Source organism: Permianibacter fluminis (genome assembly GCF_013179735.1).
Classification (GTDB): domain Bacteria; phylum Pseudomonadota; class Gammaproteobacteria; order Enterobacterales; family Permianibacteraceae; genus Permianibacter; species Permianibacter fluminis.
Map to the genome: position 1 here is coordinate 1,684,387 of NZ_JABMEG010000001.1, position 12,778 is coordinate 1,697,164.

8 protein-coding genes are annotated in these 12,778 nt (G+C 60.0%); all 8 read right to left on the bottom strand.

From position 1 onward, the window contains the following. Positions 1-83: 83 nt before the first annotated feature. A complete protein-coding gene (locus HPT27_RS07250; protein WP_172241053.1) occupies positions 84-1,907 on the bottom strand; it encodes a hypothetical protein in 1,824 nt (607 codons plus the stop codon). A 96-nt stretch (positions 1,908-2,003) separates the two neighbouring features. Further along, positions 2,004-2,960, bottom strand: a complete 957-nt coding sequence (locus HPT27_RS07255) for an ABC transporter ATP-binding protein (RefSeq protein WP_172241056.1) — start codon at positions 2,958-2,960, stop codon at positions 2,004-2,006. Positions 2,961-3,063: 103 nt separating this feature from the next. Beyond that, entirely contained in the window at positions 3,064-3,474 is a 411-nt protein-coding gene (locus HPT27_RS07260; RefSeq protein WP_211197883.1) for a GntR family transcriptional regulator, read from the bottom strand. A 140-nt stretch (positions 3,475-3,614) separates the two neighbouring features. Beyond that, positions 3,615-4,811 carry a 2-methylaconitate cis-trans isomerase PrpF gene (gene prpF / locus HPT27_RS07265; protein WP_172241059.1) on the bottom strand — a complete coding sequence of 399 codons (1,197 nt, stop codon included), beginning with the start codon at positions 4,809-4,811 and terminating at the stop codon, positions 3,615-3,617. Positions 4,812-4,973: 162 nt separating this feature from the next. Continuing rightward, on the bottom strand, positions 4,974-5,366 hold the full coding sequence (locus tag HPT27_RS07270) for an endonuclease domain-containing protein (RefSeq protein ID WP_172241062.1): 393 nt from the start codon (positions 5,364-5,366) through the stop codon (positions 4,974-4,976). A 228-nt stretch (positions 5,367-5,594) separates the two neighbouring features. Continuing rightward, entirely contained in the window at positions 5,595-8,186 is a 2,592-nt protein-coding gene (acnD, locus tag HPT27_RS07275; protein WP_172241065.1) for a Fe/S-dependent 2-methylisocitrate dehydratase AcnD, read from the bottom strand. Between the two features lie 357 nt (positions 8,187-8,543). Continuing rightward, positions 8,544-10,478, bottom strand: coding sequence for a hypothetical protein (locus HPT27_RS07280; RefSeq protein ID WP_172241068.1), 1,935 nt, complete (start codon positions 10,476-10,478; stop codon positions 8,544-8,546). 500 nt (positions 10,479-10,978) lie between these two features. After that, on the bottom strand, positions 10,979-12,637 hold the full coding sequence (locus HPT27_RS07285; RefSeq protein WP_172241071.1) for an acetolactate synthase large subunit: 1,659 nt from the start codon (positions 12,635-12,637) through the stop codon (positions 10,979-10,981). Positions 12,638-12,778 lie beyond the last annotated feature (141 nt).

The following is a 12,778-nucleotide window of genomic DNA, read 5'->3' on the forward strand; positions in this document are numbered from 1 at the left end:
CGGAGAGTGGTGCGGGCGAGCCCGGCGCGACGCACTCCATCGCCGGGCTCGCCTGTGATCGGCGACTTGCTGTCAGCGGCGGCTCAAGTGCGCTGCCTGCGCGGTTCCAGCAAGAACAGGCTGAGCAATGCCGGCAAGCCAAGCAGTACACAACTGGCAAGCCAGAATCGCCGCCGCCCGGTAGTGGTGGTGCAGTCGCGCAGCCACCAAAACGCCAGCGCGGCTGCCAGCAACATAAACGTTGCGGCGACCGGATAGAGCACCGGGTCGCGGGGCAATGGCTCCGGTTTCAGCGGCCAGGTAAAGCCCTTGTCGAGCGCGCTGTCCGGCCATTCGGCGAGCAGATACAACGGCGGCGAAAACCACCAGTCCACGGTGTACAGGCTGGGGTAATCGCGCGGAATCACGCGGGTATTGATCAAACTTGAATGACCTTCGTCATCAATATAATTGACCTGCTGCGACGGCAAGGCGTAGTGATTGAACTGGGTGAAACCGATTTGTCGCTGGCCTTCGCCATACAGCGTTGAAACCAACCAGCCATCCATCAGTTCAGCGATATCAACAAACTCCAACTGATCAACGCTGTGCGGCAGCGGCAGTTGCCAATCCAGCAGCGGTGGCGCAAACGCAGAGGCGGCTTCGCGATCACTGCGATAGGCCATAACGCGTTGATTGGTCAGCACCAGCAGACGGTTGAACTCCCGCCGTGGCACATCAACAAAACTCTCATCAGCCGCCAACCGCAGCAATTCGTGCTGACGATGGCTGTCGTCATCGATGGCATACAGCACCGAGCGCGACATCAGATAACCATCGGCACTGGCAAACGGTACTTCGCGGAATGGTGTGGTATCGCCGGCACCTTTGACGCCCCACCAACCGTGGTCAGCGCCACTTTCCGGATTGCGGCCGTGAAACAGCATGCGGTCGTGACTGAAGGTCCACAGAATTTTATGCACCTCGTCGAACCATTCGGTCGGGACATTCAGATTGCTGAGTTGCTGCCGGATGGGAAAGCGTTGGACGAACGGGCCGATGCGGACCGGCTCCATTAGCGGCAATTGCTCGCGCCACGCTGGCGCGCGTGGATCAGTGCTGCCCTCCAGCGCAATCACCATGGCATTTTTGGGTTCGCTGCGCAGGCTTTCGATCACGCCGCCATGAGGCGGGAACTCAGTATTCAATGGGTCGGTACCGACCATGATGCTGCCAGTCAAATACAAGAAGGCGCCGATTTCATACACCACCAGAAACAATCCGAGTTGCAAGGGCAGCGCCGTCAACAACAGCGTGGCCGTACCCTGCACCGGCGCTTCGCGATTGGCGCGAAAACTTTTTAACGTGATCCAGCTGAGCCAGGCCAGTGCCAGCGATACCGGCAGCAGCAACCACCACACCGACACCAGATGCAGGCTGAGCAAAATCGGCGCGGCCAACACTGCAATCGCCGCTTTGTGTCGGCTGACGCAGGCGTGGGCACCGGCCAGCCAGGCCATCATCGCGAACGCCAGCAAATGCAGCAGCATCAGATAGTGGCGGATATCGACCACTTTGCTGGTGAAAAGATCGGTACCGAGTACGATCAGCAATTGTGGCAGCAGCATGACCAGCGTCAGCAAGGTCGCTGCCGACAAGGCGAGCGCAGCAAAGATGTGGCTGGTCGGCAGCGGCCGGTGGATCAACCAGAGCCATTGGCTGGGCTTGCGGTAACTGCCCACCTGATAAATGGCCAGGGCCAGACCGAGCAGCAGATAAAAAGCGAAAATGGGCGCGCTTTGAAAGTAGGCCTGCTGCAGCAGATCATTCATGCGGCCGACAAACAGTAGCAGCAGCAAATGAATAACGGCTGCGGCCAACGCCAGTTTGCGAAACCGGCGCAGCTCGGAGAAAAATAAGTCCTTCATTACCGTGACTCCGTTCGAAATGTCGAGGTTGCCGATGCCGGGCAACGACTGTCGTTATGCCGGCGGCCGCGGGCATCGATACCTGGTGTCAAGCACTCACTTCGGCGTCGCATGATTGCGCGCCAAAAAGGCGTTTACGGCGCGATCCAGGCTGACACTGCCGCGGTAATGGCGGCGGGCGCCGTGGCCATCGAGCAGCGCGGCAAAATCATCGCCCTGATCCAGCACCAGAAAATGAAACAGGCCATCGATGCGCTGCACTTGCAATACCCCGGGCAAGCTCTCGGCGCCGGGCGCAACAAACGGGTACTCGGCCACCCACAGCGACACCCGCTCGCAGAATGCATCGGGTGCCGACATATGCTTCAACTCGCCGCGCTCCAGAATGATCAGGTTGTCGGCGAGGCGTTCGATCTCTTCCATCTGGTGCGAGCAGTAAATGATGGTGCAATCGCTGCTGTCGACCGAGAACAGCACCGCTTCCAGAAACGCCCGTTTGGCCACCACATCAAGCCCCAGCGTCGGCTCGTCGAGTATCAGCAACTCCGGGCATTGCGCCAGCGCCATCGCCAGATTGACGCCGGCGCGTTCACCGCGCGAGAGCTCGCGAATACGCTGCTCCGGCAGGACATGAAAATGGCCGACGATGCTTTGGTAACGCGCCTCGTCCCACCGTGGATACAACCGGCGCTGCATCGCCACGACTTCAGCGACGCGCAGCCAGGCTGGCAGGCTGTGCTCTTCGTTGACGAAGCCGATACGGCCGCGATCATGATGGGTCAGCGCATTGCAGTCGCGACCAAGAATGCGCGCGGTGCCGGAGGTCGGCGATTGAAAGCCGAGCAGAATGCGGAACAGCGACGACTTGCCAGCACCGTTGGCGCCGACAATGGCGTGAATGCGGCCGCGTGGAATGCGCAGACTGAGCTGGTTCAACGCGCGCTTGCGGCCATAGCTGAGCGTCAGCGCATCGGTTTCGATGACGTAATCTGCCGTCGCCGGCTGTGGCTGCGACGCATGGCTTTCGATGATCTGCAGTTGCGGAACAGACATGACGAATCCTTTCTTGATGAACTGGTCTTGATGAATTGGCCTGAATGAACTTGTCTTGATGAACGGAGCTGAATGCGCAGGTCGCAACGAGCTCGCTGTCGCGTCAGGCGCTGCGCCGTTTCAAGCAAGGCGCGAGCGCCGTTTCGACCTGACCCAGCACGTCATCGAGCGGGTAGCCAAGCCCGACTACATCGGCAGTGAAGCGGTCGATGGCCAGCCCCAGCCGGCGTTCGCGTTCGGCATCCGACAACAACTGACGCTGTGGCGCGACAAACAATCCCAGCCCCTGCCGCGCATCCAGCCAGCCTTCGCTGGTCAGCTCGCCGTAGGCCTTGGCGACCGTGTTGGGGTTGATGGTCAGTTGCTGGGCCAGGCCGCGAACGCTCGGCAGCTGGTCGCCAACCGCGAGCTCACCGCCGGCAATGAGCCGGCGGATGCCATCAGTCAGCTGCTTGTTGATGGGGCGCGGATCAGCCGGGCTGATCTGCAGCATCAGGGGGACGGTGCGGGACATGCTCTGTACCTACTGTACTATTCGTAATGATACAGTAGATCGTGTTGAGCCAAGCTGTCAAGCGCAGTTGGCCGCACCAACAAAAAGGCCTCCCAAGCGGAGGCCTTCTGGCAAAAGGTTCTGGCGTCCGGGTGGTTGGCTCAGGAAGCCAGTATCTCGGCTGGTACCCGTACCGCACCTTCCATCAACACCCGCGCGCTGCGGCTCATGATGGCTTTGCGCACAACCCATTGGCCGTTGACTTGTTCGGCCTGGGCGCCCACGCGCAGCGTGCCTGATGGGTGACCAAAGCGCACCGCTTCGTGTTCACCACCACCAGCAGCTTGATTGACCAGCGTGCCGGGAATGGCCGCGGCAGTGCCAATCGCAACGGCAGCGGTTCCCATCATGGCGTGGTGCAGTTTGCCCATGGAGAGTGCGCGCACGCAAAGATCGATATCGGTTTTGTTGATCAGCTTGCCGCTTGAGGCTTTGTAATCGGTCGCCGGAGCGACGAACGCAATTTTTGGTGTGTGCTGACGTTTGCCCGCTTCCGAAATGTCTTTGATAAGACCCATTTTGACGGCGCCGTGGGCACGCAGCGTTTCGAACATCGCGAGCGCCTTGGTATCGCTATTGATCGCGTCCTGCAGTTCAGTGCCGGTGTAGCCGATGTCTTTGGCGTTGACGAAAATGGTCGGGATGCCGGCGTTGATCATGGTCGCTTTGAGTGTGCCGATGCCGGGCACGTCCAGATCATCAATCAGGTTGCCGGTCGGGAACATCGAACCGCCACCGTCACCTTCGCCTTCATCGGCCGGGTCGATGAACTCGAGCACGATCTCGGCGGCGGGAAAGGTCACGCCATCGAGTTCAAAGTCGCCAATCTCCTGCACTTCGCCGTTCTTGATCGGCACGTGAACGATGATGGTCTTGCCGATATTCGCCTGCCAGACTTTCACCGCGAACATGCCATCACGCGGCAATCGGGCGGCATCGATAAAACCGTTGGCAATCGCAAACGGGCCGACCGCAGTGCTCAGGTTGCCGCAATTGCCGCTCCAGTCAACGAAGGCCTGATCAATGGCAATTTGCCCGTACAGGTAGTCAACATCGTGATCCGGTTTGCTGCTCTTGCTGATGATCACGCATTTACTGGTCGAGGAAGTGGCACCGCCCATGCCATCGGTGTGTTTGGCGTACGGGTCCGGGCTGCCAATGACGCGCATCAGCAGGGCGTCGCGCGCCGGGCCGGGCACTTGTGCTGCTTTCGGCAAATCCTGCAAGCGGAAGAACACGCCTTTGCTGGTGCCGCCACGCATGTACATCGCGGGGATTTTGATTTGGGGTTGGCTCATGGTTGGGTCCTGTCGCGAATTGTGTTTTGTTCGTTGCAGAGGGTTCCCCCTCTCCCCAACCCCTCTCCCGCAAGGGGCGAGGGGCTCGTTCAGTTCGGTTGTCTAAGTCATGTCGCTGTAGATGCGGGAATTTCTATAACTGTGTCTCATGCAGCGCCAAGTTCAATCACCTTGACCGGTTGTGTTGCTCCCCTCTCCCCTCGCGGGAGAGGGGCTGGGGGAGAGGGGGCCGCTAACCGCTTCGAATATCACGGTGAGCACCGCGTCTGTATTGTTCAAAATGTCGTTGTTCCAGAACCGCAAAATTTTGAAACCTTGCTGCTCCAGCCATGCATCTCTGTTTTGATCCCTGATGCTGCCGTTGTGCTGGCCACCGTCCGCTTCAACAATCAACCTGGCATCGAAGTGGATAAAGTCCACGATGTAAGGCCCGAGTGGCTGTTGACGGCGAAATTTCTCGCCGTTCAGCCGGTGCGCGCGCAGGTGACGCCACAGCAGCTGTTCGGCGTCAGTCATGTTACGCCGCAGCGACTTGGCGAAATTGCGAGAATCCATTCTCGGTCTCCCTGGCGGATCGCATCCTGCGAGCCCCCTCTCCCCAACCCCCGCTCCGCGCCCCTGCCACTCGCTGACTCGTGGCGCTGCGGTGGAACGAAGCGGTGCTTCGCTAATTCCCACCTCGCCCCGCGAGGGGAGAGGGGCTAAAACATCGTATCGATCCGAAGCTTTGGTTCCCCTCCCCCCTCGCGGGGGAGGGGCTAGGGGAGAGGGGGCTCCTTCAGATCACGCTTTCGCCGCTTCCAAAAAGTCCTGGGCAAACCGTTGCAGCACACCGCCGGCTTCGTAAATTGACACTTCTTCAGCCGTGTCGAGTCGGCAGGTGACTTTGGCTTCGACGCGTTCACCATTGCGACGATGAATGACCAGAGTCAGATCGGCGCGCGGGGTGCGGGCGCCGATCACGTCAAAGGTTTCAGTGCCGTCGAGGCCGAGCGTTTTGCGGTTGACGCCGGCTTTGAATTCCAGCGGCAGCACGCCCATGCCGATCAGGTTGGTGCGGTGGATGCGCTCGAAGCCTTCGGCAACAATCGCTTCGACGCCAGCAAGACGCACACCTTTTGCTGCCCAGTCACGCGAGCTGCCCTGGCCGTAATCGGCACCGGCGATGATGATCAGCGGCTGGCTGCGGTTCATGTAGGTTTCGATCGCTTCCCACATGCGCATGACTTTGCCTTCTGGTTCGACGCGGGCGAGCGAGCCTTTTTTCTGCTGGCCATCGACAAGGGCCATTTCGTTGATCAAGGTCGGGTTGGCGAAAGTGGCGCGCTGCGCGGTCAGGTGATCGCCGCGGTGAGTGGCGTAAGAGTTGAAGTCTTCTTCCGGCAAGCCCATTTTGGCGAGGTATTCGCCGGCGGCGCTATTCAGCATGATCGCGTTCGATGGCGACAGGTGATCGGTGGTGATGTTGTCACCGAGCAGCGCCAGCGGCCGCATGCCTTTCAGCGTGCGCGGTTTGGCCAGTGCGCCTTCCCAGTACGGCGGCCGGCGGATATAGGTGCTCGGCGCGCGCCAATCGTAGAGCGGGCTGATTTGTTCATTGCTGGCCACGGCAGCAGTGAACATCGGCTCGTACACCTTGCGGAATTGTTCCGGCTTGACTGCCGCTTTGACAATGGCATCGATTTCTTCATCGCTCGGCCAGATGTCTTTCAGCGTAACTGGTTTGCCGTTTTGGTCATGACCCAGCACATCTTTTTCGATATCAAAGCGGATACTGCCGGCAATCGCATACGCAACGACCAGCGGCGGCGAGGCAAGGAAAGCCTGCTTGGCATACGGGTGAATACGGCCGTCGAAGTTGCGGTTGCCAGACAGCACGGCGGTGGCGTACAGATCGCGGTCGATGATTTCCTGCTGGATTTTCGGATCGAGCGCGCCGCTCATGCCGTTACAGGTGGTGCAGGCAAACGCGACGATGCCGAAGCCGAGCTTTTCCAGATCGTCTTTCAAGCCGGCTTCCTGCAAATACAGTTCAACGGTTTTCGAACCCGGCGCCAGCGAGCTTTTCACCCACGGCTTGCGCACCAGACCTTTGCGATTTGCGTTGCGTGCCAGCAGGCCGGCGGCGATGACGTTGCGCGGGTTCGAGGTGTTGGTGCAGCTGGTGATGGCGGCGATGATCACGGCGCCATCCGGCATCTGGCCAGCGGTTTCGGTGTACGACGCCACAATGCCTTTGGCGGCGAGCTCGGTGGTGGCAACGCGTGCATGCGGATTCGACGGACCGGCCATGTTGCGAACCACACTCGACAGATCAAATGTCAGCGTGCGTTCGTACTGCGCGGTCTTCAATGCATCGGCCCAGAGGCCGGCCTGTTTGGCGTAGGTTTCGACCAGTTTCACTTGCTCGTCGCTGCGGCCGGTCAGGCGCAGGTAATCAAGGGTTTGTTGATCGATGAAGAACATCGCGGCGGTGGCGCCGTATTCCGGTGCCATGTTGGAAATGGTGGCGCGATCACCGAGCGTCAGTGCCGCGGCGCCTTCACCGCGAAATTCCAGATAAGCGCCAACGACTTTGGCTTTACGCAGGAATTCGGTCAGCGCCAGCACGATATCGGTAGCGGTGATGCCCGGTTGCGGTTTGCCGGTGAGCTCAACGCCAATGATGTCCGGCAGCCGCATCCAGGACGCGCGACCGAGCATGACGTTTTCCGCTTCCAGACCGCCAACGCCGACCGCGATCACGCCGAGCGCGTCAACGTGCGGGGTGTGGCTGTCGGTGCCGACGCAGGTGTCAGGATAGGCGACGCCATCAAGCACGCCGATCACCGGTGACATCCGCTCCAGATTGATCTGGTGCATGATGCCGTTGCCCGGCGGGATCACATCGACATTGCGGAACGCTTTCTTGGTCCAGTTGATGAAGTGGAAACGATCTTCGTTGCGGCGATCTTCAATGGCGCGGTTTTTGGTAAATGCGTTCGGATCAAAACCGCCGCACTCGACTGCCAGCGAGTGGTCGACGATCAATTGCACTGGCACCACCGGATTCACTTTCGCCGGGTCGCCGCCTTGATCGGCAATCGCATCACGCAGACCGGCGAGATCAACCAGCGCGGTCTGGCCGAGAATGTCGTGGCAGACCACCCGGGCCGGGAACCACGGAAAGTCGCGGTCGCGCTTGCGCTCGATGAGTTGCAGCAGGCAATCATTGAGCATGGCCGGGTCGCATTTGCGCACCAGGTTCTCGGCATGAACGCGCGCGGTGTAAGGCAGACCGTCGTAGCTGCCGGGCTTCAGCGCCTCCACTGCCGCACGGGCATCAAACCAATCCAGGGTGGTACCGGCCAACTTCTTGCGAAAAGCGGTGTTCATGATGAGAGGCATCCAGTGCGGGGTGGTGGTGGAGGGCAAGTGCCGAATTCGGCATTCAAACGTTTGTCCATTATCCGGAAAACGGGGCCGAGGGTCATCCGGCTTTGGTCGCATGCTCATGAAAAAAACGCCCATCGAAGGGGCGCGACGAGCTGCCACTTATGAGGGCGTGGAATATAGCAGCGGTTCGGGCCGCTGTGGCCGTTGGCGGGCCAGAAAGGCGCCCGCCATGCCGGAGCGGAATGACGCCGACGGCGGCGGACGCAAGCCGCAGCCGCTGGCTCAAGGTACGCGGGCCGGGGCGGTCCACGTGCGACAGTCGGTGTGGCGTGCCGGCGCTCTATCGACCGGCCCGGCTCACTGCGTTCGCATCGGACCGATGTAGGCCTTGGCCCAGGCCAGCTTGGTAACGAACAGGGTCATGTCGACCGGGTTTTCCGTGGTGCCGCCGTGATACCAGTTGAAGTCGAGGTAGGCGTGGCCCAGTTCGCGCGCGGGCCGGGTCGAGTAGGGCAGATATTCCGGCGTTTCGATTGGCAATGAGCGCATCACCATGCCGGTGCGTTTGAACGCGGCGCGACCGTCAATCCAGACATTGACCGAACCATCGGCGATCCAGCCCGGCGGTTCCGGCATCACGGTATTGAGATTGACCTCCATCTCCAGACAGTACCATTGGCCGGGATAAATCACGCCGCCGAGACCGCCGCGCTGGCCGAACATTTTGTCCTTGCCCTGATCGGTGATGCCGTATTTGTGGCCCGGTGGCTGGTTGGTCAGAAAGTCGTAAGTGTGCAAACCCAGACTGATCGCACCACCGCTGGGCGCGCCCATTTCCAGATTGCGAATGGCGTAAGACAGGCGCATCTGCCAGCCAAAACCGCCGCCACTGCTACCGCTGTAACCATAACGATTGGTGTGGCTCGGCGTGATGCCGGTTTTGCCTGCCATGTCGGTCCATATCGGCGCGCCGGTTGGCGAATGTCGGACTTCGTAGCGTTTGGCAAACGTGCTGTCGAGTGGCGTGCCGAACATGATGTAGTAACGGACAAAAATGCGCTTCAGCAAACCGAAATCTTCATCCGGTAAAAAAATCCGCGCGATGCTGGCGGTGGTGCCGGTGTGATCAATCACCGAGCCATTGGTCAGCCCCGGCTCAGCGGCCATCTTGACCCGCATTGCGCCAATGCCCGGTGCCAACGGCTTGAAGCCTTCACCGACATAGGTCGAGCTGACCAATTCGAAGTTGCTGCCGGCAGCAATATATTTGCCGAGATCGAGATAAGGAAACTTGCTGGTGTCTTTCGGGCCGCGGCCCCAGATGTCCGGACTGTAATTGCTCTCCGAGGTTACCGACAGTCCGCTGCTGGAAATGAAATCACTGCGCTGCGAGCCATCGCCATAACCGTGCACACCAATGACACTCGGAATATTTTGCAGCCCGGCATCGTAGAGCCCGGCACTGGCCGCGAGGCCCTGCTCAACCGGGTCGTTGTTGATCGGCGGATTGAGCAGATTGCCGGTGACGATCGAACTGCTACCGGAGGTATGTTCGAGCACCGTGATGTTCAGCGATGCGCTGCGAACGGCTTTGGTCGGTTTGGCAAACTCCAGCACGACCGGCAAGGTTTGGCTCGGGCTGTTCGCCAGCACATAGGCTGACGAGGTCGACATTTTTGCCGAATAGATGGCATTCAACACGGCGCTGGTGCCGTCGGTGTAGATCACATTGATGCGCGGATACGCCGTGGGGTGGCGCCAACCGGCGATGACGCGCGCGGCGCTGCCCGGCTTCATCAGCATGGCGTTCCACGTGTGGCGCGTCAGCACCGCATTCATCAGTGCCGTGACATCAACAGTGTGGGTAACCGCTCCGGCAACGGGCGGTTTTTTGGCATCGAAGCTGAACCACGGCGTCGGGCCCTGGGCAATGCCATTGCGATCCAGCCAATCACCACCAACGTGCAACCAATACCAACCGGACGAGTTGTCAACGTAAGTCGCGGTGATGCCATGGCTGCGCCAACTGTACGGTTCGCCGCCGAGCTGACTCGGGCTGTAATCCGTTGGCGTAGGTTGCGACAGCCGGTCGGTCTGTAATCGATACTTGATAGGGCCGCTATTCACCAGCGGCGGCGTGTAGCTGAGCCAACCGGTGTCGGCGGCAGCCAATTGCAGATCATTGAACAGCTGAAATTGACTTTCGGTCGGGTTGGTGACCGCTGGCAACGGCGCAACGACGGGATAGGCCAGGTTAACGTTGTCATCGACTGCAGCATCTGTTGCGTTCATGTGCCACCTCGCTTGATGTTCGTGCCCTGTCATGCTCGACTGACGGATGGTGTGCTTCCGTGGGCAAGCATTGCTGGTGTGGGTTTTTCGATCCTCGCGTGATGGGGCGCCGATGAATTGTAGATCCTGCTGTGTGATGCGGGCGTGAAGATGTCGGACAGCGCACAAAACGGCATAAGGGTCAATTGGTTGCAACAGTCGCCGGGCTTATGTGCGATTTGGAAGCGCTTGGTGTTTGCAGGGCGATGCGTGTGCAGACCTCAAATCTAAAGCAAAGCCATCGGAGAGTGCGTGACAAACGATTGATGCAACGTGCTGAAGCTCGGTTATTGGTGTTGGTTCAAGGCGTTGATACGCTGAGAATGCAAGGCGATAGGTGTCGGCACATTGCGCAACTGTAAAGAGTTGAGGGCTGAGTGTGTTTTTGCGTGAGCTGCTGTAAAGAATGGCGGGCCGAGCCCGCGCATCTTTACAGTATTGATTGCTGGTGTCAGGAATTTTTATGGGGCGATTTTTCGCTTCAGTGTTTTTGCCAGTGACCGGGGCAGGCTTGGCAGCGCACGCAGCAGCCACGGCAACACTTTTCGTTTGACGCCGTTCAGTGACTCCGGCACGACCGCTTCGATCAGATGCGGGCCCGGCATCGCCAAGGCATATTCCATCGCTTTGACCAACTCCTCGGCCGTGCTGACCCGCACAGCGTGCACGCCCATGCCTTGACCGAGCTGGGCGAAGTTCAGCACCGGCCCGTTGAGATCAAGCTGAGATTTGGCTTTCGGGCCAATTTTTTGCGCACCGACCCGCTCCAGTTCGACATTGAGCACGGAGTACGAGGCATTGTTGAAAATGATCGCGGTGACGTTCAGGTTTTCGCGCGCCATCGTCCACAGCGATTGAATGGTGTACATCGCGGTACCATCGCCGATCAAGGCCAGCACCGGCCGGTCCGGGCACGCAATCGCCGCGCCGATGGCATTGGGCAAACCCTGACCGATGGCGCCACCAGTCAACGTGATCAGATCGTGGCGCGGGGCACCTGCTGTCATTGCCGACAACAGCAGACCCGAGGTGATCGCTTCATCAATGACGATGGCATTGTCCGGCAGCAGATGGCCGACGGCCTTGCAGACTTTTTCGGCGGTCAGTTTGCCGCGCGGCCGACCCGGTCGTTGCGCGGGTTGCAACAAGGGCGCGGTGTTTTCTGCTGCCAGTGCTGCGGCGAGTTTTTGCAAGCTGGCGGCACTGTCCTGCGCCGGCGTTGCCAGCGTGAATACGGTGCAGCTGTCCGGAACCAGATAACTTTTTTTGCCCGGATAGGCAAAGAACGATACCGGCGCTTTTGCATCGACCAGAATCAATTGTTCGATATCGGCGAGCTGCACGCTGGCGAGTTCGGCGAGATAGGCAATGCGCTCAACCGCTGGCAAGCCGGCGCCGCGTTCGAGCCGGGTCGGAAATACTTCGGCGAGCAATTTGACGCCGCTGTGCGCGGCGATGCGCGCCGCCGCCAGCAAGCTGGGCTCACGCAGCGCGCGGCCACCGAGCAGCAATGCGGTTTTCTTGCCGGAGCGGATGGCTTCGGCAATGGTGTTAATCGTTGTCGCATCCGCAGCGGCGGGAGTCGGCTGCGGTGGTGGCGGGCAGGGCACGCCGCCGTCGCCCCATGAGACATCGGCCGGCAGAATCAGCGTTGCCACTTGACCGGGCAAACCGCGCGCGGCGCTGACCGCCGCAACGGCGTCCTTGCACAGATCAGCGGTGCTCTTCGCGGTGCGGACAAAACCGGGCGAGACATTGCGCGCCACCGTTTCGATATCGGACTGCAATTGCGCATCGAACGGCACGTGGTAGGTTGCGTGATCGCCAACAATATTGACCATCGGCACCTTGCCCTTGCGGGCGTTGTGCAAATTCGCGAGGCCATTGCCAAGGCCGCAGCCGAGATGCAGCAGCGTCGCGGCCGGTTTGTCGGCCATCCGGGCATAGCCGTCGGCAGCGCCGGTGGCGACACCTTCAAACAAGGCCAGCACGGCGCGCATGCGCGGCTCGCTGTCGAGCGCCGCAACAAAATGCATTTCGCTGGTGCCGGGATTGGTGAAGCACACTTCAATGCCGGCATCTACCAGCGTTTTCATCAGGGCTTGCGCGCCATTGGCCATTGTTGTTCTCCTTTTAATTTCGGTCGCAGCGATGTTGAGATCGCTAGCGAGTTGTCGTTCTTCCTCCCCTCCTTGGCAAGGAGGGGCTGGGGGTGGTTCAACTCAGGACGATTTGCGTTAGCAGAAAACGCAGTGATTCAT

Bases quoted from the DNA above. Each gene is read 5' to 3' on its own strand.
- HPT27_RS07280 (WP_172241068.1), bottom strand. From the start codon at position 10,478: ATGAACGCAACAGATGCTGCAGTCGATGACAACGTTAACCTGGCCTAT.
- HPT27_RS07285 (WP_172241071.1), bottom strand. From the start codon at position 12,637: ATGGCCAATGGCGCGCAAGCCCTGATGAAAACGCTGGTAGATGCCGGC.
- HPT27_RS07250 (WP_172241053.1), bottom strand. From the start codon at position 1,907: ATGAAGGACTTATTTTTCTCCGAGCTGCGCCGGTTTCGCAAACTGGCG.
- HPT27_RS07270 (WP_172241062.1), bottom strand. From the start codon at position 5,366: ATGGATTCTCGCAATTTCGCCAAGTCGCTGCGGCGTAACATGACTGAC.
- HPT27_RS07255 (WP_172241056.1), bottom strand. From the start codon at position 2,960: ATGTCTGTTCCGCAACTGCAGATCATCGAAAGCCATGCGTCGCAGCCA.
- acnD (WP_172241065.1), bottom strand. From the start codon at position 8,186: ATGAACACCGCTTTTCGCAAGAAGTTGGCCGGTACCACCCTGGATTGG.
- prpF (WP_172241059.1), bottom strand. From the start codon at position 4,811: ATGAGCCAACCCCAAATCAAAATCCCCGCGATGTACATGCGTGGCGGC.
- HPT27_RS07260 (WP_211197883.1), bottom strand. From the start codon at position 3,474: ATGTCCCGCACCGTCCCCCTGATGCTGCAGATCAGCCCGGCTGATCCG.